Below are 21,459 nucleotides of genomic sequence, written 5' to 3'. Positions count from 1 at the left end.
CTCCATGTGCTGATGCTTCATTCGACAATCCGGTGGGGGACGAAGGCCGCGCCGTCGTCGGTCACGAGACCGACCGTTTCGCGGATGCCCAGACCCGCGGCCTGGTCCCCGACGACCCACGCGCCCAGTGCGGGCCGGTAGCCGTCGAACTCGGGCAGGGGGTCGAACAGCTGGTAGACGAAGCCCTCCTTGCCGTAGACCCCGCCGGTCTGGGTCTCGTAGCCGGGAGCGACGATCTGGATGTTCGACCCCTCGCGACCCAGCCGGGGCTTGCGCACGTACTCCGTGAGCAGCCCGGGGTCGTCGAGGTAGGCGGGCAGCAGGTTCGGGTGGCCGGGGTACATCTCCCACAGCACCGCGAGCAGCGCCTTGTTCGACAGCAGCATCTTCCACAGCGGTTCGACCCACAGCGTGCCGGGCAGGCTCTCCACCGCGAAGCGGCCGAACCGCTCGTCGACCACCCACTCCCACGGGTAGAGCTTCACCACGGTGTTCATCCGCTCCTCCTCGAGGTCGACGAACCTCTTGAGCAGCGTGTCCCAGCCGATGTCCTCGATGGAGAGGCCGACGGTGTTCATGCCCGCCTCGGCCGCGGTCTCCTGGAGGTAGGCCAGCGTGATGTGGTCCTCACCGGACGTGTCCGCCGACGACCAGGTGAAGTGCAGCTCGTTGGACGGCAGTCGCGCCCCGATCTCACCCCAGCGTTCGACGAGCTTCTCGTGGATCGAGTTCCACTGGTCGTCGTCCGGGAACACCTCGGTCTTCCAGTACCACTGGAGCACCGCCGCCTCCAGCAGGGACGTGGGGGTGTCCGCGTTGTACTCCAGCATCTTGGCCGGGCCGGACCCGTCGTAGCGCAGGTCGAACCGCCCGTAGACGTGCGGGTCGCGCCGCTTCCACGACTCCGCGATGGCGGGCCAGATCCACTCCTGGATGCCGAAGTCGCGGTAGCGCTCGGTGAGCACGACGTTGTCCACGGCCTCCAGGCACATGCTGTGCAGCAGTTCCACGTCGGCTTCGAGCGAGAGGATGTCGCTCATCTCGAAGACGTAGTGCGCCGACTCGTCCCAGTAGGGGCGCTCGACGCCGTTCACGCCCCTGGCGGGCGCGCCGAACACGAGGCCCTGTTCCGAGACCGTCCGCTGCCAGTTCGGCCGCGGCGGGGACGTCCCTCGGCGCAACTCAGCTACCCCCGCTCTTGCTGCTGCCGCTGGACACGCCGAACCCGCCGCGCTGCACCGTCGTCCCCGACCGGGTCGAGATGTTCGCCTTCGGGGGCTTGACCGTGGTCCCGCCGGAGATCTTCTGCCCCACCGTGCCCGTGCCGCCGTAGTTGTACCGGTACTGGCTGTAGCCACCGCCGACGATCGGCATGTAGATGAAGCCACCGGACGTGTACCCGCCGTGCGAGCGCGCGTAGTTCTCGTCGCAGTTGTTGTCGTCGGCGACCACGACGTCGTCGCTGGTCACACAGGTGGCGGTCACGTTGTCCGGGCTCAGCGCCGCGTACCCGACCGCGACCAGCGCGACCACGCCGACCGTCACGCCGCCGCCGATGAGCAGCCGCTTGCGGAGCTTCTTCTTGCGCGCGTGCTCCGCCTCGCGGGCCTCGTCCGCCGCGACCAGCTCCTGCTGCGCGCGTTCACGGGCGCGCTGCTCGGCCAGCGACGGCGGACGGGGTTTGGTCGACCCGTCCTGCTGCCTGATCCGGCCGCGCGCGTTGCCCGGTTGCTGCGGCGGTTGCTGGCTCGCGGGCACGTACGGCGGCGGTGCGGAACCGCCCGCGGGCGCGCCGGAAGCCGGCCCGCCGCTCGGCGGTGTCGGTGCGTCGTGTCCGGACTCGGGTGTCCCAGAGGTCCCGGACCTGTCGTTCTCAGTCATCAGCCACTCCCGGCGGGGACGGTACAGAGACCAGCCGCTGAACGGGTGACGAGTGTCCTAATAGCAACACTCGTCACCCGCCTCTACGACTGCTCGGACGGCACAGGCATCATGGAGTAGATGTCGGTGAACGCTCAGCGGTTTCGTCGTGGTGGCCACATTCGCGGTACGCGGGTGGTCATGATCGGCGCGTCCGTGGGGGGTTTCCTCCTCCTCGGGCTGAGCGCTTTCACATCCTGGCCGGTCAGCGGTAGTGGAGTCGTGGGGACGGAGTCCACGAAGCCGACCGTGAACCCAGCTTACGAGTCGGAAGCCGCGGACTGCCTGAACTGGGCGAAACCCGACCTGTCGGACGTCAAGAAGGTCGACTGCGGCAACCAGCACCTGTTCGAGGTCACCGGCAAGGTCGACATCTCCGCCGAGTACGCCAAGGACGCGAAGTACCCGGCGGCGGCCGACTGGCAGAAGATCAGCCTCGACCACTGCACGAAGCCGTCGCTGGACTACCTGTCCGGGAGGTTCGACCCGTTCGGGAAGTACACCGTCGGGCCGCTCAACCCCGGTGAGCAGGAGTGGAACGCCGGTTTCCGCACGCTGCGCTGCGGTCTCCAGGTCGTGGGACCGGCCGGTGGGCTGCTGCCGTCGTTCGGCACGGCGAAGAAGCAGGACCAGTCGGACGTGTACGACCCCGGCGTCTGCCTCGGCCTGAACGGCAAGTCCGTCGGCGACCCCGTCGACTGCGCCCAGCCCCACACGTTCGAGATCATCGGCGTGGTGGACCTCGCCGCGGCGATCGGCCAGGACTTCCCGGCGCCGGAGAAGCAGGACGAGGTGCTGCCCGCCACCTGCGACACGATGGCGGCCGAGTACTCCGGCGGCGCCGACCTCAAGGCCAAGGGCCTGGTCGTGACCTGGGACAACAGGCTGCCGGAGAGCTGGGCGGCCGGGTCGACGCGGGTCAACTGCAAGATCGGCGCCGTGCCCGCGGACGCCTCGGGGCTGACCGCGTTCGCCGGTTCCGTGCGCAACCCGAACGCACCGCCCCTCACCACCTCGAACCCGCCGCAGACCACGGCCGTCAGCCAGGCCGAGGCCACCGGCGCGCCGCTGCACTCGGAGACCGGGTCGGCGTCGAACTCGCCGTCGTCCGGCCAGAACCCGAGCGGGACGCCGAGCAGCTCGACCACGCAGACGACGACGTCCGAGACGTCGTGACGGTCGAGATGACCCGCGACCGGTTCGAGGAGCTGGTCGGGGACGCGCTGGACCTCATCCCGCCCGACTTCGCGGCGGCGATGGACAACGTCGTGGTGCTGATCGAGGACCGGAACCCGGAGGAGCCGACGCTGCTCGGGCTCTACCACGGCGTCGCGCTCACCGAGCGGACGTCGGACTACGGCGGGGTGCTGCCGGACCGGATCTTCATCTACCGCGACGCGCTCCTCGACTTCTGCGAGGACGAGGACGACGTGGTGAACGAGGTGGCCGTCACGGTGGTCCACGAGATCGCCCACCACTTCGGCATCGACGACGCCCGCCTGCACGAACTGGGCTGGGGCTAGGCCCCGACAGGCCTCCGACAGCTATTCCCAGCGGGCCGTTTGGCACGACAACGCCATTTGCTCGCGACTCGCGGGATCACTTGACGGTGATTTTCCACAATGAACGATAATACTGCCCCGTCAGATCACGTACCGATCACACCCGGAGACCGTGACCATGGAGCCGCAGTTTCGTCAGACGACGATCGACCCCTCCGGGCGATTCCTGCACGCGGAGAACGACAGACTCCGGACCAGGGGTCCGGCGACGCGGGTGGTGCTGCCCGGCGGGGTCTCCGCGTGGTCGGTGACGAGGCACGAGGTCGTGAAGCGGCTCTGCGAGGACCCCAGGGTGTCGCGCGACCCGCTGCGCCACTGGCCCGCCTACGCGGGCCTGCCCGCCGACTGGCCGCTGCGCTCGTTCATCTCGACGGTGAACGCGTTCACGACCTACGGCGGCGACCACAAGCGGCTCCGCACGATGATGAGCAGCGCGTTCACCCCGCGCCGCGTCGAGGCCGTGCGGGGGCGCGTGCACGCCACCGTGGGCAGGCTGGTGCGGGAGATGGGGCGCGCCAGGCCGGGTGAGGTGCTGGACCTGCGCCGCGCGTTCACCGACGTCGTGCCCGCCGAGGCCCTGTGCGACCTGATGGGCATGCCCGACTCGTTCCGGGGCCGGGCCGCGCACAGCATCCAGGCGATCAACCGCCCCACCACCGACGACCGGGACTTCATGGACCTCACCACGTGCCTCGGCGCCCTGGTCGCGACGAAGTACATGGTCAAGGGCGACGACCTGACCAGCGACCTCATCACCGCCCGCTACGGTGACGACCAGCTGACCGAGGACGAGGTCAACGCGGCGCTGATCCTGATGATCGGCGCGGGCAGCGGCACCACGGCGAACCTGCTGTGCAAGGCCGTCACCGCGCTGCTCACCCACCCCGACCAGCTCAAACTGGTCAAGGCGGGCGACGCGACCTGGATCGACGTGATCGAGGAGACGCTGCGCGCCGAGGGCCCGGTGCAGCACCTCCCGCTGCGCTTCGCCGTCGAGGACGTCGACCTCGGGTTCGACACCGTGATCAGAGCTGGCGAACCGATCATGCTGGCGTTCGGCGCGGCGGGCCGCGACCCCGTGGCGCACGGCCGCACCGCCGACGAGTTCGACCTGACCCGGACCGACAGGGACCACCTCGCATTCGGCCACGGGGTGCACCACTGCATCGGTGCACCACTAGCCCGAATGGAGGCATCAATCGCCCTGCCCGCACTCTTCGCGCATTTTCCGGACATGGAACTCGCCGTGCCCGCCGCGGAACTCCAACCATTGCCGACGTACATCTACAACGGCCTCGTCGAATTGCCGGTGCGGTTGCGGAAATAGTGAGCCGCGCTAACAGTTCTAGTCGACGACGATGTCCACGCCCGACCACGCGGTGCAGCGCCACCCGGCGCCGTCCCGTTCCAGGACGACTCGACCGGTGTTGGGCAGCAGACCTCCCGCGGCCAGGCTCGCCGTGACGTTCGGCGCGAGCGCCTGCCCCGCCAGCCGGATGGCGCCGCCGTGGCTGACCAGCACGACCGTCCCCCCGGTGACGCCCTCGGTGATCCGCTCGATGGCGGCCAGGCAGCGGTCGACCACCTGACGACCGTTCTCCCCGCCCGGCAGCGTCAGGTCGAGCCGCCCGTCCGCCCACTCCGAGGCGGTCTTGACGAAGACCCCGTAGGCCTCGCGGTCCGACCGGCCCTCGAGGTCGCCGCAGAAGATCTCCTGCACGCCCTCCACGACCCGCACGGCCATCCCGTGCCTCGCGGCGACGGGCGCCGCGGTCTGCTGCGCCCGCACCGCCGTGCTGGCGCAGACGGCCACCACGGGCTCGTCGGCCAGCGCGTCGGCGAGCACGTTCGCCTGCTCGTGACCGAGGTCGGTCAGCGGCGGTCCCGGCGGCAGCGAGTCGAGGACCATCCTCACGTTGGACGCGGTCTCACCGTGCCGCACCAGGACCAGCTTCACGCGCCCGCCCCTCGTCGCACCGCGGCGACCCAGTCGACGGCCGCGGTGAAGTCCTCGTTGGTGGCGGCGACCAGCTCGCCGCTCACCGTCGGCTCGGCCTGCGGGTACGACCCGAGGAACCGGACCTGCCTGCAGTGCCGGTGCAGCGCCGCCAGGGCGTCGCCCACCCTCGGCTCGGCGACGTGGCCGAGCAGGTCGACGTAGAACCGGTACTCACCGAGCCTGCCCTTGGTGGGGCGGGACTCGATCCTGGTCAGGTTGATCCCGCGCAGCGCCAGCTCCACGAGCAGCTCCGACAGCGCGCCCACCCGGTCGGCGGTCGTCACGACCAGGGACGTGCGGTCCGCGCCGGTCGGCTCCGGGACCGCGCCGGGGCGGCGCAGGTACAGGAACCGGGTCTTCGCGTCCGCCACGTCGGCCACACCGGTCGCGAGTTCGCGCAGCGGGTAGTGGTTGACGGCGACCGGGGCGCTCACGGCCGCGTCGAACTCGCCGTGCTGGACGGCGACGGCCGCCGCGGCCGTGGACGTCGTCGACACGACCTTGGCGTCGGGGAGGTTCGCCTCCAGCCAGTGCCGCACCTGCGCGAGCGCGTGCGGGTGGCTCGCGACGGTGCGCACGGCCGCGGGCTCGGTGTCGGGGCGGACCAGGACGCTGAAGCGCACCGGCAGCACCGTCTCGGCCACCGCGACCAGCGGTTCGCCCTCGGCGAGCGCGTCCATCGTCGCGGGCACGGCGCCCTCGACGGAGTTCTCCACCGGTACGCAGGCGGCGTCCACCTCGCCGCTCCGGACGGCGGCGAGCGCCTGCGGCACGGTCTCGAACGGCACGAGCTCGTCCCGTCCGGGTTGGACGAAGCCGATGGCGGCCTGCTCGGTGAACGTCCCTTGTGGCCCGAAATAAGCGATGCGCGGCACGGCTCAACAATACGAGGGTGACCTGCCGCGACCGTCGTTGAGTCGAGGATCACCAGAGCGACCGGTGCCCAACCCGGTTCCGAAGTGGGTGCCGCAACTGGAATGCTTGTCCGCGTGTCCCCCGATGCGGAGGGTGAGATCAACACTCCGGCAGCTCCCCAAATCGTGTTGTGCGCCGTCGACGAGCCCTTGGCCACGGCCTGGCTCGCGGTGGCGGAAGGTCGAGCGGGGATCCGGGTGCACCGGGGCTCCGTGCTCGACATCATCGCCGAGGCTGTGGTCAGCCCGGCCAACTCCTACGGCTGGATGCGCGGCGGCATCGACGCCGTCTACGCGCGGGCGTTCCCCGACGTGGAGGCGCAGGTGCGCAGCGCCGTGCTCGCGCTGCACGGCGGCGAACTGCCCGTCGGCGAGGCGATGCTGGTGTCCACCGGCGAACCCGAGCCGCACTGGCTGATCAGCGCCCCCACCGTCCGCCACCCCGGCGAGCGGCTGCCCGAGGACACGGTGCACCCGTACCTCGCGGCGAGGGCCGTCCTGCGCCTGTGGCAGGAGGGGAGGTTGGAGGACGGCAGGCCGGTGCGCGACGTCGTGCGCACCATCGCCATGCCGGGTCTCGGCACCGGCGTCGGCGGCGTGGCGCCGGAGACGTGCGCGCGGCAGGTCGCCGCAGCCTGGGACGAGGTCTTCAGCCCGTTACCGAGACGTTAGCCACAGGTTGTGCACAACCTGTGGACAACCTTGGGGAAAGGTTGTGCACAACTAGCGGATCGACACCCGTCTTTCCAGGTCGAGCTCGTCGGTGATGGGGATGCCGTAGTCCCCCACAACCGGTATCTCCGGTTTGAGGCGGCGCGATTCGCGCACCGCGTCCGGCCGCAGCGCCGCCAACTTGAACCCGCGCCGCTGGTAGAAGCGCATCGCGTCCAGGTTGTCGTTCGTCGTCGTCAGCCGGATGCGCGTGCACCCGAGTTCCCGCGCGCGCACGACCGCCGCGTCGACCAGGGAGCTGCCCACCCCCCGGCCCCTGCGGAGCGCGTCGATGGTGACGATCTCCATCACCGGGCCGCTGGTCGTGTAGGTCAGCAGGCCGAGCACGCGGTCCTGCTGCTCCACGAGAAAACCGGGAAGGCTGGCGGGGAAGAACACCTCCCCGTGCGCGACCGCCGTGTGGGCGCGTTGAAGTTCCAGCACCAGACGACCGACCACTATCCGGTCGGCTTCCTCGATGGGGCGAACGACCATCCTTGAACTGTGTCAACACGAGGGGCACTCGTGAACCGGCATTCGCCGTACGGTTGTTTCGTGCCGGTGCGCGTGTTGCTAGTGGACGACCACGAGGTGGTGCGCAGGGGACTGCGCGAAATGCTGGACGACGAGGACGACATCCAGGTCGTCGCGGAGGCGGGTGGGGTCGCCGAGGCGGTCGCCAGAGCTTCTTTCGCGATGCCCGACGTGGCCGTGGTCGACGTCCAGCTCCCCGACGGCAACGGCGTGGAGCTGTGCAAGCGCCTGCGCGCCCTCCCCGACGGGCCGCGCTGCCTGGTGCTCACCGCGTTCGACGACGAGGAGGCCCTGGTGGGGGCCATCATGGCGGGCGCGTCCGGCTACCTGCTGAAACAGGTCAGGGGCCAGGACCTGGTGACCGCCGTCCGCGAGGTGGCGGCGGGCCGCTCCCTGCTCGACCCGGTCACCACGGCCCGCGTCCTGGACCGCATGCGCCGCCCGGCCGAGCCCGACGTGCTCGCGTCGTTGACCGACCAGGAGCGGCGCGTGCTGGACCTCATCGGCGAGGGCATGACCAACCGGCAGATCGCCGAGCGGCTGTTCGTGGCGGAGAAGACCGTGAAGAACTACGTCACGTCCGTGCTCGCGAAACTGGGAATGGAACGCCGCACCCAGGCCGCCGCGTGGGTGGCGAGGCGGTCGCGCTAGGTCTGGTCGCCCCGCCGTCGACCTCACCGCTGGAGGCGGTCACCCCGCGGCCGTCGAAGGCGGAGCGCTGTTGACCACCGGTCACAGCGGCACCTGCCACGTGATCGTCGTCCCGGTCCGCGGTGACGACGTCACGTCGGACCGCCCGCCCGCCGCGACCGCCCGCTCCTCCAGGTGCCTCAGCCCGCGCCTGGCGACGCCGCGCGGGATGCCGCAGCCGTCGTCGACGACCCGCAGCAGCAGCCGGTCGGGTTCGCGGTGCAGGTCGACCCGCACCGAGTGCGCGCCGGAGTGCCGGACGACGTTGGACAGGGCTTCGCGCAGGGCCGCGCGGGCGTGGTCGGCGAGCGGGGCGGGCACGTCGCCGGGGTCGCCCCGCACGTCCAGCTCGGGCGCGAAGCCCAGCAGCTCGCCCGCTGTCCGCACCTCGGCGCGCACCGAGTCCACCAGGTCCCTGTCGGCGGCCTTGCCGGGCTCGGTGCTGCGCAGGGCGCGCACGGTGGCCCTGACCTCGGCGATCGTCTCGTCAAGCTGGTCGACGGCCTCGACGAGCCGGGCGGACTCCCGCGCGTCGAGCTGCTTGCCCAGCCGCCGTCCGAGCAGGTCGAGCTGCACACCGGTCGCGTACAGCCGCTGGATGATCACGTCGTGCAGGTCGCGGGCGATCCGCTCCCGCTCCTGGTAGACGGCGACCCGCTGCCGGGCGGTCGACCCCTCCGCGAGCACGACGGCGAGCCCGGCCTGCGCGGCGAACGCGGCCAGCAGGTCCACGGTGCCCGGTTCGAACGGCGGCGCCCCGCGCTTGCGGTACACCGCCAGCGCGCCGATCTCGCGTTCACGGGTGCCGAACGGCGCGACGGCGAACGGGCCGTACCCGCGCAGCGACTTGGGCACGAACGGGGCCGTGCGCGGGTCGGTGGTGACGTCGTCTGCGACCACCGGCACCCCGCCGCGGGCCGCGCGGGCGGCGGCGGACCGCGCGGACAGCACCGAGCCGACGGGGTCGCCGTCGAAGCCGAAGCCGTGGGACGCCTCCACGACCAGCCGCCCGTCCTCCGCGGTCAGCATCGCGAGCCCGAGGTCGGCCTCGGCGAGCGCGGCGGCGGAGCGCACGACGAGCGGCAGCACCGCGTCGGGGTCGTCGCCCTCCAGCGCGGCCGTCGTGATCTCGGTCGACGCGGCGAGCACCTGCCTGGGGTCCACGGGGCTCAACGGTAGGCCCGCTCCCGAACCCGCCCGTCGGCGACGTCCAGCACCAGGTCGGCCCGCGCGGCCTCCTCGGGCCGGTGGGTGATGTGGACGACGGTCCGACCGCGCAGCGCGACCTCCAGCCGGTCGAGCAGCGCTCGCGCGGTCGGCTCGTCCAGGTGCGCGGTGGGTTCGTCGAGCAGCACCAGGTCGGCGTCGTGCAGCAGCGTCCTGGCGAGCGCGACCCGCTGGGCCTCACCGCCGGACAGCGTGCCGTTGCCGATCAGCACGTCGAGCCGGTCCACCCACTCCGGCAGGCCCGCGAGCAGCAGGGCCTCGCGCAGCCGGTCGTCGTCGGCGTGCGGGTCGGCCATCCGCAGGTTCTCGCGCAGCGTCGTGGACACGAGCTGTGGTTCCTGCGGGCACCAGGCGATCCTCGGTGCCGCCGCGGGCGCGCCGAGGAAGCCCAGCAGGAACGCGAACAGCGTCGACTTGCCCGCGCCCGACGGTCCGACGACGGCCGTCCAGCCCACGGGCAGGTCGAGGTCGACGTCGGTGAGCACCGGTTCGGCGCCCGGCCAGCCGATGCCGTCCGGCCGTTCCGGCAGGACGTCGCCGTCGATCACCTCGGCCAGCCGCCGGTGGGCCTGGCGCAGCGCGGCCCGCTGCTGGGCGGCGGCGGGCAGCCCGGCGAGCGTCTCGGCCAGCGCGAGCGGCACGAGACCGAGCACCGGGACCAGCAGCGGGTCGACGGTGCCGAGCGCGAGGGCCGTGCACACCAGCGAGGCGAGACCGGTGGTCAGCTGGAGGACGGCGGTGGCCGCTCCGGCGCCCAGCGCCTGCCTGCGGGTCTGCCGGACGAGTTCGGCGTCGTGGCGCGCCACCTCGGCGCGCTTGCGCTCGTGCGCGCCGAACGCGATGAGGTCGGGTGCCGCGTCGAGCAGGGTGAACACGTCCGCGCCGAGCCGTCGGCGGCCGGTGGCGAGCGCGGTGGTGGCCCGTCGTTCGACCGCGATGGCCACGGCGGGCGCGGCCAGTCCGCCGACGAGCAGCGCGACCGCCAGCGCGAGGCCCGCCGCGGGGAGGATGAGGCTGAACAGCACCACCACGCCCGCGCTGACGCCCACCGCCACGATCGGGGGCAGCAGCACGCGCGGCACGAGGTCGCGGACCGTGTCGGTGTCGTCCACGAGGCGTTGGAGGGTGTCTCGCCGCATCCGCGCGGGGCCGAGCCGGACGAGCGCTTCCCACAGCCGCACCCGCAGGTCGCCCGCGAGCCGGAACGCGGCCTCGTGCGACACGAGCCGTTCGAGGTAGCGCAGCACACCCTTGGCCAGGGCGAACGTCCGCACGCCGACCACGAGGACCGACAGGGTGAGGATCGGCGGCTGTTCGGCGGCGCGGGCGATCAGGTACGCGGCGAACGCGCTCAGCGCCACGCCGCTGCCCAGTGCGGCGATGCCGAGCAGCGCTCCCGCGAACGCCCGCGCGGTCAGCAGCCGACCCGGTGCCCGGCCGCCGTCCGCCCGCTCCTCGTCGGCGGGGGCGGTCGTCCGGGCGCGCGGTTCGTCCGCCGCCTCCACCACCCGGTGCGTCGCGAGCAGCACCGCGACGCCGTCGGCGGCGACCCGCCGCACGGCCGCCATCACCAGGGCGGCCGTCGGCGGGTCCAGGTGGGCGGTCGGTTCGTCGAGCAGCAGCACCCGCGCCCCGGCGCGGACCTTCAGCAGGGCCCTGGCGACGGCCACCCGCTGCCGCTCACCTGTGGACAGGTCGGCAACACGCCGGTCACACAGGTGCTCGGCGGCGACGTCGGCCAGTTCGGCGGGTTCCGGTCGGCGGCCGGTGGCCAGTTCCAGCTCGTCGGCGACCGTGACCCCGGCGAACGCGGGCCGCTGCGGCACCCACGCGACGGCACGCCTCCACGCGGTCTTGTCCACAGTGGACAGCTCTTTTCCGCAGACCAGGACCTGTCCCGAGTCCGGTTCCACGAATCCGAGCAGCACGGCCAGCGTCGTCGACTTGCCCGCGCCGCTGGGCGCGTCGAGCCGGTGGACCTCGCCCGCGCGCACCGTGAAGCCGGCACCGTCGGGCGCGTCCCGGTCGCGTCGGCGAACGCGCAGGTCGCGGACGTCCAGGACGACGTCACCCGTTTGGCCGCAGGTTGTCCACAGGTTGACCGGTTGTCCACAGGCAAGATCCACATCCGCGTCTCGACCGGGTGAGGGCGGTAGGCTGGTGCTGGGACGCCCCCCTGGGACGGGTGGGGGTTGTTCTTGACGTGTGTGCGGGCTTTGAGCTGGGGTTTCGGTGATCTCGGCTACTCGGCGGACGGCTTCCAGGCCGTCTTCGCTGGCGTGGTGGGCCGCCCCCGCCGCCCGCAGCGGCAGGTAGCACTCCGGGGCGAGGATCAGCACCACCAGACCGGTGACCAGCGTCAGTTCGCCCGAGACGAGTCGCAGGCCGATGCCGACGGCGATCAGCGCGACCGAGAGCGACGCGGCGATCTCCAGCACCAGCGCGGACAGGAACGCCACCCGCAGCGTGCCCATCGTGGCCCCGCGGTGGCGGTCACCGACCTCGCGGACCGCCTTCGCCTGAGCCGCGGCCCGCTTGAACGCGGTCAGCACCGGGAGGGCCCGGACGAGTTCGAGCAGGTAGCCGGAGAGGCGTTCGGTGACGTCGGCCGCGTGCGCCACCCGCCGCTGGGTGAACAGCCCGATGAGGATCGCGAAGACCGGGATCAGCGGGATGGTGAGGGCGATCAGCAGCGCCGACGTGGGGTCGGTGATCAGGATCCACGCGCCGACCAGCGGTGGGACGACGACGGTCGTGACCAGCGCGGGCAGGTACTTGGTGAAGTAGGCGTCGAGCGCGTCGAGGCCCTTGGTGGCGAGCACCGCGAGTTCGGCGGGTCCGCGGGCCGCGATCCACGACGGTCCGAGCGCGAGCGAGCGGTCGAGCAGCGCGGCCCGCAGTTCCTCCTTCGCGCCCGCGGCGGCGCGGGCCGCGACCGATTCCGTCACCCACGCCAGGACGGCGCGGGCGACGACCGCGGTCGCCAGCGGGAACCACGTCGAGCCGCCGGTCAGGACGGTCGCGAGCGCCACGGCCTGCACGACCGTGGCGACGGCGGTGGCCACGGCGAGCGCGGCGCACCAGACCAGCGCCCACCTGGCCGAGCGGGACAGCGCGGGCAGCGCGCCGAGCGGCCCCTTCACGACGACGGGACGTGCACGGGCGGGATGTGGCGGGTGCCGATGCGCTTGCGGAACACCCAGTAGGTCCACCCCTGGTAGATCAGCACGGCCGGGGTGCCGAACGCGGCGACCCAGGTGATGACCGTGAGCGTGTAGGGGCTGGAGGCGGCGCCCGCGACGGTCAGGGAGTAGGCCGGGTCCAGCGTGGAGGGCAGGACGTTCGGGTAGAGGGCGCCGAACAGGGCGGTCACGGCGGCGACGATGGTCAGCCCCATCAGCGCGAACGACTGGCCCTCGCGGCCGAGGGCGAGCCTGGCCATCGCCGCGAACGCCGCGAGCGCGACCAGGATCGCGGCGGCCCAGGTCCACACCGAGCCGGAGCGCACCTGCACGACGAGGAGCAGCACCAGCAGCGGCAGGAGGGCGAGCGGCGCGAGCCGCAGGGCGAGGGCGCGGGCTCGCAGCCGGATGTCGCCCTCGGTCTTCAGCGCGGTGAAGACCGCGCCGTGCACCAGGGCGTACCCGGTGATCGCGGCGGCGCCGAGGAGGGTGTCCCAGCGCAGCGACGCGAACGGCGAGCCCACCCGGTTGCCCTCGGCGTCGATCGGCAGGCCGAGCACGGTGGACGCGATCAGCAGGCCGACGGTCAGCGGCGCGAGCCAGGAGCAGACGACGATCACCCCGTCCCACCGGGCGCGCCAGCGGACCGAGTCGACCTTGCCGCGGTACTCGAAGGCGACTCCCCGGCCGATCAGCGCCAGCAGGAACACCAGCACGGGCAGGTACACCGTGCTGATGAGCGACGCGTACCAGCCGGGGAACGCCGCGAACGTGGCACCGATCGCGACGATCAACCACACCTCGTTGCCGTCCCAGACCGGCCCGATGGTGTTGATCATGACGCGGCGTTCCCGCTCGTCGCGTCCCAGGACGGGGAGGAGCATGCCGACGCCGAAGTCGAAGCCCTCCAGGAAGAAGTAGCCCAGCCAGAGCAGGGCGATCACGCAGAACCAGAGCGTTTCCACGGTGGTCCCCTCTCTCAGTAGGCGAAGGCGAGCGCGTCGGTCTTCTCGGCGGCCGGTGGTGGTTCGGGCGGCAGCACGCCCGCCACGCCCGCTCGCACGTAGCGCCTGATCAGGAAGACCTCGACGCACGCCAGGACGCCGTAGACCAGCGTGAGCGTGATCAGCGAGGTGAGGACCTCGCCCACCGTGGACGACGAGACCGCTCGGGCGGTGAACATCCAGACCCCGTCCACACCGGACGGGTTGGGCACGACCACGAACGGCTGGCGGCCCATCTCCGTGAAGATCCAGCCCGCGCTGTTGGCGAGGAACGGGGTGGCGGTGCTCGCCAGCGCGGCGATCGGGAACCACCGGCCGCTCGGCACGCGGCCCCGGCGGGTGAGCCACAGCGCGAGCAGGCCCGCGCCGGTCGAGATCGCGCCGAAGCCGATCATCAGGCGGAAGCCCCAGTACGTCACGGGCAGCACCGGCACGTAGTCGATCGGCTTGCCGGACAGCTCGCCGAGCTGCGGGTCGACCGGGTAGTTCGTGCCGTACTTCTCCTGGTACATCGGGACGAGCTCGTCGAGTCCCTTGACCTCGCTGGTGAAGTCGTTGTGCGCCAGGAAGGACAGCAGTGCGGGGACGGTGATGTTCTTGACGCTCTCGCAGTCCGCGCGGGTCACGTCGCCGATCGCGAACACCGAGAAGCTCGCGGGTCGTTCGGTGTGGCACAGGGCTTCGGCGGCGGCCATCTTCATCGGCTGCTGCTCGAACATCAGCTTGCCCTGGAGGTCGCCGCTGATGGCGACGCCCGCGAACGCGACGACGCCGACCCACGTGCCGAGCTTCAACGACGAGCGCCACACCGGTTCCTCGGCCGACTTCCGCCACAGGTGCCATGCGGAGATGCCGACCAGGAACGTGGCGGCGACCATGAAGGCGCCGAAGATCGTGTGCGGGAACGCGGCGAGCACGGTGTTGTTGGTCAGCACCGCCCAGATCGAGGTGAGCCGGGCGCGGCCGTCGACGAGTTCGACGCCGACGGGGTGCTGCATCCACGAGTTGGCGGCGAGGATGAAGTAGGCGGACGCGATGGTGGCCAGCGAGAACGCCCACACGCACGCGAGGTGGACCTTCTTGGGCAGCCGGTCCCAGCCGAAGATCCACAGGCCGAGGAAGGTCGACTCGACGAAGAACGCGACCAGGCCCTCCATCGCCAGCGGGGCGCCGAACACGTCGCCGACGAACCGCGAGTACGCGCTCCACGTGAGACCGAACTGGAACTCCTGCACGATGCCGGTCACCACGCCCATGGCGAAGTTGATCAGCAGCAGCTTCCCCCAGAACTTGGTCATCGCGTAGTAGCGCCGGTCGCCCGTGCGCACCCAGGCGGTCTGCACGCAGGCCACCAGCAGCGACAGGCCGATCGTCAGCGGCACCATCAAGAAGTGGTAGACGGTGGTGATGCCGAACTGCCACCGCGCGAGATCCAGTACTTCCACGCTTCGAACGTAGGTCCGCCGCACCACGTCTGAGCAGGTGCGACGGTCCCTCGTTCGGGTAGGACCTAGGTCCCGCCGGGGCCGGGACTGTGCCGCGGTCGACACTGCCGCAGACACGTGCGGGCTGTAGCATGGGTGGTGCCAGAGGGGAGTAGTTCCCGCTGCCACCAGCGCCAGTCAACGGCTGTGGCGCGGCGAGGTGATCGACATACTGATCCGCCAGTGCGGGGATCCGGTCCCTCACCCACCGCGTGTGGGCGAACGAGACCTCCGGCCGGGTAGTGCAACACACCCGGTCGGGGTCTGTCGCGCCTCCGTCCGGGTCCAATGCGGACTGGAGTCTCGTGGCCACCTCATTCATCGCCCTGGCGACCACCTTCGCCATCATCTTCCTGGCAGAACTGCCGGACAAGACGATGGTGGCGACCCTCGTGCTGACGACGCGCTACCGCGCCTGGCCGGTGTTCGTCGGCGTGGTCTCCGCGTTCGCCGTGCAGTGCGTCGTGGCGGTCGCGTTCGGCAGCGCCATCACCCTGCTGCCGGACCAGGTCGTCGCCGCCGTCGTCGCGGTCCTGTTCGGTGTCGGCGCGTTCATGCTGCTCCGCGAGGGCTTCTCCACGGCGGACGACGACGAGTCCGACGCCGCGCGCTCCGGCGCCACCGCCACCCCGTTCCTGCGGTCCGCGCTCACGTCGTTCGGCGTGCTGTTCGCGGCCGAGTGGGGTGACGCCTCGCAGTTGGCGACCGCGGGCCTGACCGCCCGCTACGGCACGCCGGTCGCCGTGGGCATCGGCGCGTGGCTGGCGCTGACGGCCGTGGCCGGGATCGCGGTGCTCGTGGGCCGGAAGATCGCGGGCCGCATCCCCACCCACCTGATCCAGCGAGTGGCGGGATTCGTGTTCGCCGCCTTCACCCTCGTCGCACTGTGGGCGGCGATCTTCGGGTAGGCCTACTTCAGCGCCGCCGCGACGTCCTGCGCGGCCTGGAGCACCCTGGGCCCGATCGACTCCCCGTCCAGCTTCTCCAGGGCCACCACGCCCACGCTGGCCCGCAGTCCGGGCACGCCCCGCACCGGTGACGCGACCCCGTACGCGCCGGGCTGGAGTTCGCCGGTCGACTGCACCCACTGCTTCACGTCCGGGGGCAGGCCGATGGCCTTGCCCGCGGCACCGCGGTGCACCGGGTGCCTGCTGCCGACCCGGTAGGCGACGTGGAACGCCGTCCACGACGGTTCGACCACGGCGACCGCCTGGGCCTCGCTGCCGTCGGCGACGGTGAGGTGTGCCGTCGCGCCGACCTGGTCGGCCAGTTCCCGCAGGGCGGGCTGCGCCGCCATCCGCAGCTGCGGCAGCACGTTCGCGGCCAGCCTCAGCACGCCGAGCCCCAACCGCACCTTCGACCCCTCGCGCCGGACCAGGCCCCTGGCCTGGAGCGGGACGAGCAGCCGGTAGACCGCCGCCCGGCTCGCGCCGATCGCGGCGGCCAGCTCGCTGATGCTCGGCGCGTCGGTCTCCGCGTCGGCGACCGCCTGGAGCAGGGCGAGACCCCGTTCCAGGGTCAGCGAGCTCTCCTTCGACGCCGCCACGGGCACGGGGAGCCGTCCGCGCGGGTCGGAGTGCGGTCGGACCAAGGTGCCCTACTTCCCGTCGGCGGGCTCGATCGTGCCGACCACTTCGGCCAGGCCGACGAGCGAGCCGTCCTCACCGGGGGCGGTGGCGGTGATGCGCACCGTGTCGCCGTCCTCCAGGAAGGTCCGCTCGACGCCGTCGGACAGCGCCACCGGGTGCTTGCCGCCCCAGCTGAGTTCGAGGAACGAGCCGCGCTCGTCGCGTTCGGGCCCGGAGACCGTGCCGGACGCGATGAGGTCGCCCGGTCGCACCGTAGCGCCGTTCACCGACAGGTGCGCGAGCTGCTGCGCGAACGTCCACGACTGCTCGCGGAACGGCGGCCTGGACACGACGGTGCCGTTCCACTCGACCTCGATGCTCAGGTCGAGCCCCCACGGCTGGTCCTCGACGAGGTAGTCGTGGATCGGGTTGGGCAGCGGCGGCGGGGTGATCCGGGCGACCGCGAACGCCTCCAGCGGGGTGATCCACGCGGAGACGGAGGTGGCGAACGACTTGCCGAGGAACGGTCCGAGCGGCTGGTACTCCCACGCCTGCACGTCGCGGGCGGACCAGTCGTTGAGCAGCACCACGCCGAACACGTGCTCGACCGCCCGCGACGTGGACAGCCGGGACGCGACCGGGCCGCCGCAGACGAAGCCGACCTCGGCCTCGACGTCGAGCCGCCCGCTGGGCCCGAACTCGGGGTGCGGCTTGCCGTGGCGCTGGCCGTGCGGGCGCACGACGTTCGTGCCGGACACGACGACCGTGCCCGCGCGGCCGTGGTAGCCGATCGGCAGGTGCGTCCAGTTCGGCGGCAGCGCGGCGTTGTCCGGTCGGAAGATCTTGCCGACGTTCTCCGCGTGGTGCCGCGACGAGTAGAAGTCGACGTAGTCGGCGACGGTGAAGGGCAGGACGGCGCCCTCGACCGGCACGAGCGACGCGCCGCGCGGGGCGGCGGTCAGGGCCACCGCCTCCACGAGCCGGGCGCGCAGTTCGCTCCACGCGGGCCGTCCGGCCCGCAGCAGCGGGTCGAGCGTGTCGGCGGAGACCAGGTCGGCCAGGCGGTCGCCGAGGTAGCCCGCGAGCGGGCGCAGCGGCAGGGCGTGGTCGCCCACGCGCACCGCGACGCCCGCGTCGACGACGCCGTAGGGCAGCGTCTGCGGGCCGAACGGCTCGTCGGCGGTGAACGCCGGGTCGTCGATCCAGGTCACAGCAGGTCCAGCGCGTCGAGGTCGGCGATCGGGTCGGCGAGGGAGCACGACCCGTAGGACGCGAAGACGCCGCGGACGGCGTGCGCCGCCGGGTCGGCCAGCTTGCTCGCCTCGGCCGCGAGCGCCGCACCGTCGGTGCTGGCCAGCGCGCCCCGGACGTCGCCGCCCGAGAGCGACCGCGCGGTCGCGACGAGCAGGTTGAGGAACCCGTGGTGGGTGACGCCGGTGACCTCGTCGGTCTGCCGCACGGCGTGGTGCAGACCGGCGGTGGCCTTGAAGGCGACCCCGCTGTGGGTGACCACGGCGAGGAAGTCGGCGACCTCGTCGACGCTGGGGAAGTTCTCCTTGCTGACGCCGCCGCAGCGCAGCTTGGGCCAGCTCCCGTGCTCGATGACGCGGCGCACGCCGTCGAGCCACTCGGCGCCCCCGCGCCTCGGCTCGACCACGCGGATCACGTCCTCGGGCACGAACTCCGACACGCGTTCGAGCCACACCTCGTCCACGTCGGACGGCGCGGGCATCTCGACCATGCGCAGGGCGAGCAGTTCGCTGCGGGATTCGACGATCGACACGGCCTTGGGGACACCGCCGAGGCCGGTGTCGATGACCAACGAGAGGGCGATCGGCTTGACCGGCTTGACCTTGATCAACTCAGTGATCAACTCGGCCAATCGTGACGCTGGACACAGGAACAGGCCGATCGCACCTGCCCACTCCCCGACGCGCGCGTCGAGGTGCCCGCGCACCGCGTCGGGCATCGACGCGTTGCCCGGGGGGAACAACGCGGCATCGTCGACAAGCCTTGCCAGCAGGGGCGGAGTACCGCGTGGACCTGGCGCACGGAGTTCGAAGGCGCTTGACACGGCTGACACGCTAGTGGCGTATCGGTCAATGAACAAAGATGTCCGACTATCGAACGCCCGGAGTGATCATGGCGTACTACCGCCAAGTCGGTGAGATCCCCCGAAAGCGCCACACCCAGTTCCGCGATCCGGAGGGTGGTCTCTACGCGGAGGAGCTCATGGGCGTGGAGGGTTTCTCGTCCGACTCCGCACTGCTCTACCACCGTTTCCTGCCGACCGCGATCGTGGACGCGCAGACCGTGGCGGAGACCCGAGGGGCGACCACGCCGAACCTGCCGCTGAAGCCGCGCCACTTCAGGACGCAGGACCTGTCCTGGCCGGAGGGCGCGGACGCCGTGACCGGCAGGCGCACGCTGTTCGGCAACCCCGACGTGGTGATCTCGTTCGTGGTCGCGTCCGCGCCGAGCCCGCTCTACCGCAACGCCGCGGGTGACGAGCTGCTCTACGTGCGCAGCGGCAGCGGCACGGTCGAGACCGTCTACGGCGCGATCACCGTCGGTGACGGCGACTACGTCGTGATCCCCACGTCGTGCACCTACCGGGTGGTCCCGGACGAGCCGATGGACGTCCTGGTCCTGGAGGCCACCGGGCACGTCGGCCCCCCGAAGCGGTACCTGTCGGGCAAGGGCCAGTTCCTGGAGCACTCGCCGTACTGCGAGCGCGACCTGCGCGGCCCGGTGGAGCCGCTGCTGGTCGACGGCGAGGACGTGGACGTGCTGGTGCGGCACCGCGCGGGCCTGACCCGGTTCACCTACGCCAACCACCCGTTCGACGTCGTCGGCTGGGACGGCTGCCTGTACCCGTGGGCGTTCAACGTCCGCGACTTCGAGCCGATCACCGGCCGCGTGCACCAGCCGCCGCCCGTGCACCAGACGTTCGAGGGGCCGAACTTCGTGGTCTGCTCGTTCGTGCCGCGCAAGGTCGACTACCACCCGCTGTCCGTGCCGGTGCCCTACAACCACGCCAACGTGGACTCCGACGAGCTGATGTTCTACGTCGGCGGGAACTACGAGGCCCGCAAGGGTTCCGGCATCGGGATCGGGTCGCTGTCGCTGCACCCGTCGGGCTGCTCGCACGGCCCGCAGCCGGGCGCGGTGGAGGCGTCGCTGGGCGTCGACCACTTCGACGAGACCGCGGTCATGGTCGACACGTTCCGCCCGCTGGAACTGGGCGAGGCGGCGCTGGGGACCGAGGACCCGAAGTACGCGTGGTCGTGGGCTCGCAGGGGTCCTGACCTGGACTGACCAGTTTTTGTCGGTGGTCGCCGATAGCTTCTTGACCATGGACGCACAGGCAGTGCTGGAGCTGGCACCGGACGGCCAGGTGGCGAGCGGCGCCACCCGGCTGGCCGGGGTCGCGGGGTGGACGGGCCTCGGCCGCACCCCCGCGGTGCTGTGGGGGTTGTGCCCCGGCAGCGGCAAGAACCCGTACCGCGTGTGCGTCGACCTCGGCGACCGGGCGAGCAGGTGCTCGTGCCCGTCGCGGAAGTTCCCCTGCAAGCACGCGGTGGCCGTGCAGCTGCTGCACGCCCGCGGCGAGGTGGCGGTCGCGGCCGAGGAGGCCGTGCCGGACTGGGTGTCCGACTGGGTGTCGAAGCGGCACGCGGTCGCGGCGCCCGTCGACGCGTCGCCGGAGGCGGAGGAGCGCCGGGCCCGCGCCAAGGAGAAGACGGCGCTCAAGCGCGAGGAGGCGGTGCGCGGCGGTGTCGCGGCGCTGCGCGACTGGCTGAGCGACCTCGCGGGTTCCGGCATCGCCGGTCTGCCGGGCCGGGACGCGGCCTGGTGGCACTCGATCACCGCCCGGATGGTCGACGCGAAGGCCCCCGGTCTGGCGGCGGCGGTCGGCGAGCTGCGCGAGGTCGTGGCCGCGGGAGGCCCGCAGTGGGCCGTGGACGCCGCGGATCGCCTCGGGGGTCTGCACCTGCTGGCGCGGCTCTCCGAGACCGCTGAGGGGCCGCTGGGCGACGTCGTGCGGGCCCGGCTGGGCTTCACCGTCCCCGAGGAGCAGGTGCGCGCCGCGCCGGGCTGGTCGGACCGCTGGGTCGCGCTGCTGCGGCTGGAGACGGACGACGGGCCGTTCCGCACGGTCCGCCAGTGGGTCTGGGGGCGCGACCGGGCCGAGTGGGTCGTCGGCGTCAAGCACCTCGGCGGCGGTGGGAAGCCGGTGCCGCCGCTGCCCCACGGCGCCGAGGTGACGGGCACGCTGCACCCGTACCCCGGTGTCCCCCCGCACCGCGTGGTCGTCGGCGAGCTGGTCGGCGAGCGGCGGGCTCAGGCGATCCCGGTGGCGTCGACGTGGCGGGAGGCCGTGGCGGGCCTGGAACCCGCGCTCCGCGCCGACCCGTGGCAGCGCCTGCACCCGCTCGGCTGCGGTGCCGTGCGCGCGAGCGGCGACCTCCGCTTCCTGGTCGACGCGGGCCGCCGCGGGTTGCCCGTGCGAGGCGACGCGGCGCTCGACCGCGCGCTGGCCGTCACCGGCGGCGAACCCTTCGACGCCTGGGGCCTCTGGGACGGCCACGGCCTGCGGCTCGGCGCGGTCGCCGAGCCGGGCGGGGCTCCCGAGGTCGTCGCGTGACCACCCCTTCCACTCC

The 21,459-nt window shown here is 72.1% G+C and carries 20 protein-coding genes; 8 read left to right on the top strand and 12 right to left on the bottom strand.

What is annotated here, in order from left to right; all coding sequences use genetic code 11:
- Nucleotides 1–17 precede the first annotated feature (17 nt).
- Together AC156L_RS29195 and AC156L_RS29190 are read right to left on the bottom strand one after the other, a co-directional pair.
- On the bottom strand, nt 18–1,181 hold the full coding sequence (locus AC156L_RS29195; RefSeq protein WP_330877469.1) for a glutathionylspermidine synthase family protein: 1,164 nt from the start codon (nt 1,179–1,181) through the stop codon (nt 18–20).
- 1 nt (nt 1,182) lies between these two features.
- Complete coding sequence (locus AC156L_RS29190; protein WP_330877468.1) at nt 1,183–1,881, bottom strand: hypothetical protein; 699 nt, start codon at nt 1,879–1,881, stop codon at nt 1,183–1,185.
- Between the two features lie 288 nt (nt 1,882–2,169).
- On the opposite strand from AC156L_RS29190, the gene AC156L_RS29185 reads away from it, so the two are divergent.
- The 3 genes from AC156L_RS29185 to AC156L_RS29175 all read left to right on the top strand — a co-directional run bounded on the left by AC156L_RS29185 (nt 2,170) and on the right by AC156L_RS29175 (nt 4,809).
- Entirely contained in the window at nt 2,170–3,096 is a 927-nt protein-coding gene (locus AC156L_RS29185) for a septum formation family protein (RefSeq protein WP_330877467.1), read from the top strand.
- Nucleotides 3,093–3,443, top strand: coding sequence for a metallopeptidase family protein (locus AC156L_RS29180; protein ID WP_330877466.1), 351 nt, complete (start codon nt 3,093–3,095; stop codon nt 3,441–3,443). The genes AC156L_RS29185 and AC156L_RS29180 overlap by 4 nt, the downstream gene beginning before the upstream one ends.
- Nucleotides 3,444–3,600: 157 nt before the next feature.
- Nucleotides 3,601–4,809 carry a cytochrome P450 family protein gene (locus AC156L_RS29175; protein WP_330877465.1) on the top strand — a complete coding sequence of 403 codons (1,209 nt, stop codon included), beginning with the start codon at nt 3,601–3,603 and terminating at the stop codon, nt 4,807–4,809.
- An 18-nt stretch (nt 4,810–4,827) separates the two neighbouring features.
- Here the strand turns inward: AC156L_RS29175 and AC156L_RS29170 are convergent, their stop codons facing one another.
- Nucleotides 4,828–5,439 carry a histidine phosphatase family protein gene (locus AC156L_RS29170; RefSeq protein WP_330877464.1) on the bottom strand — a complete coding sequence of 204 codons (612 nt, stop codon included), beginning with the start codon at nt 5,437–5,439 and terminating at the stop codon, nt 4,828–4,830.
- A complete protein-coding gene (pheA, locus tag AC156L_RS29165) occupies nt 5,436–6,356 on the bottom strand; it encodes a prephenate dehydratase (protein ID WP_330877463.1) in 921 nt (306 codons plus the stop codon). The genes AC156L_RS29170 and pheA overlap by 4 nt, the downstream gene beginning before the upstream one ends.
- A gap of 102 nt (nt 6,357–6,458) precedes the next feature.
- Between pheA and AC156L_RS29160 the strand changes: the two genes are divergently transcribed.
- Nucleotides 6,459–7,067 carry a macro domain-containing protein gene (locus AC156L_RS29160; RefSeq protein WP_330877462.1) on the top strand — a complete coding sequence of 203 codons (609 nt, stop codon included), beginning with the start codon at nt 6,459–6,461 and terminating at the stop codon, nt 7,065–7,067.
- Nucleotides 7,068–7,118: 51 nt separating this feature from the next.
- On the opposite strand, the gene AC156L_RS29155 is transcribed toward AC156L_RS29160, so the two are convergent.
- Complete coding sequence (locus AC156L_RS29155; RefSeq protein WP_330877461.1) at nt 7,119–7,601, bottom strand: GNAT family N-acetyltransferase; 483 nt, start codon at nt 7,599–7,601, stop codon at nt 7,119–7,121.
- Between the two features lie 60 nt (nt 7,602–7,661).
- Between AC156L_RS29155 and AC156L_RS29150 the strand changes: the two genes are divergently transcribed.
- Entirely contained in the window at nt 7,662–8,291 is a 630-nt protein-coding gene (locus AC156L_RS29150; protein ID WP_330877460.1) for a response regulator transcription factor, read from the top strand.
- Nucleotides 8,292–8,372: 81 nt separating this feature from the next.
- On the opposite strand, the gene AC156L_RS29145 is transcribed toward AC156L_RS29150, so the two are convergent.
- From AC156L_RS29145 to AC156L_RS29130, 4 genes are read right to left on the bottom strand one after another with little or no spacing between them, the layout of a single operon-like run.
- Nucleotides 8,373–9,503, bottom strand: coding sequence for a GAF domain-containing sensor histidine kinase (locus AC156L_RS29145; RefSeq protein ID WP_330877459.1), 1,131 nt, complete (start codon nt 9,501–9,503; stop codon nt 8,373–8,375).
- Entirely contained in the window at nt 9,500–12,700 is a 3,201-nt protein-coding gene (gene cydD / locus AC156L_RS29140; RefSeq protein ID WP_484407445.1) for a thiol reductant ABC exporter subunit CydD, read from the bottom strand. The genes AC156L_RS29145 and cydD overlap by 4 nt, the downstream gene beginning before the upstream one ends.
- Nucleotides 12,697–13,704, bottom strand: a complete 1,008-nt coding sequence (gene cydB, locus AC156L_RS29135; RefSeq protein WP_330877457.1) for a cytochrome d ubiquinol oxidase subunit II — start codon at nt 13,702–13,704, stop codon at nt 12,697–12,699. The genes cydD and cydB overlap by 4 nt, the downstream gene beginning before the upstream one ends.
- A 14-nt stretch (nt 13,705–13,718) precedes the next feature.
- Nucleotides 13,719–15,188, bottom strand: coding sequence for a cytochrome ubiquinol oxidase subunit I (locus tag AC156L_RS29130; RefSeq protein WP_330877456.1), 1,470 nt, complete (start codon nt 15,186–15,188; stop codon nt 13,719–13,721).
- A 344-nt stretch (nt 15,189–15,532) separates the two neighbouring features.
- Here AC156L_RS29130 and AC156L_RS29125 point away from each other — a divergent pair, with 344 nt between their 5' ends.
- Entirely contained in the window at nt 15,533–16,135 is a 603-nt protein-coding gene (locus tag AC156L_RS29125) for a TMEM165/GDT1 family protein (protein WP_330877455.1), read from the top strand.
- Nucleotides 16,136–16,137: 2 nt separating this feature from the next.
- Here AC156L_RS29125 and AC156L_RS29120 read toward each other — a convergent pair whose 3' ends face one another.
- From AC156L_RS29120 to AC156L_RS29110, 3 genes are read right to left on the bottom strand one after another with little or no spacing between them, the layout of a single operon-like run.
- Nucleotides 16,138–16,818 (bottom strand): IclR family transcriptional regulator, encoded by a 681-nt coding sequence (locus AC156L_RS29120; protein ID WP_330877454.1) that lies wholly within the window; start codon nt 16,816–16,818, stop codon nt 16,138–16,140.
- A 6-nt stretch (nt 16,819–16,824) separates the two neighbouring features.
- Complete coding sequence (locus tag AC156L_RS29115; protein ID WP_330877453.1) at nt 16,825–18,006, bottom strand: fumarylacetoacetate hydrolase family protein; 1,182 nt, start codon at nt 18,004–18,006, stop codon at nt 16,825–16,827.
- A complete protein-coding gene (locus tag AC156L_RS29110) occupies nt 18,003–18,869 on the bottom strand; it encodes a hypothetical protein (protein ID WP_330877452.1) in 867 nt (288 codons plus the stop codon). Before AC156L_RS29110 ends, AC156L_RS29115 begins: the two co-directional genes overlap by 4 nt.
- A 68-nt stretch (nt 18,870–18,937) precedes the next feature.
- On the opposite strand from AC156L_RS29110, the gene AC156L_RS29105 reads away from it, so the two are divergent.
- Entirely contained in the window at nt 18,938–20,113 is a 1,176-nt protein-coding gene (locus AC156L_RS29105; RefSeq protein ID WP_330877571.1) for a homogentisate 1,2-dioxygenase, read from the top strand.
- Nucleotides 20,114–20,150: 37 nt separating this feature from the next.
- Entirely contained in the window at nt 20,151–21,443 is a 1,293-nt protein-coding gene (locus AC156L_RS29100; RefSeq protein ID WP_330877451.1) for an SWIM zinc finger family protein, read from the top strand.
- Nucleotides 21,444–21,459: the final 16 nt, after the last annotated feature.

The organism is Umezawaea sp., assembly GCF_057122925.1.
Note: the sequence above shows the minus strand (reverse complement) of the source record. Positions and strands in the feature narration are given on the sequence as shown.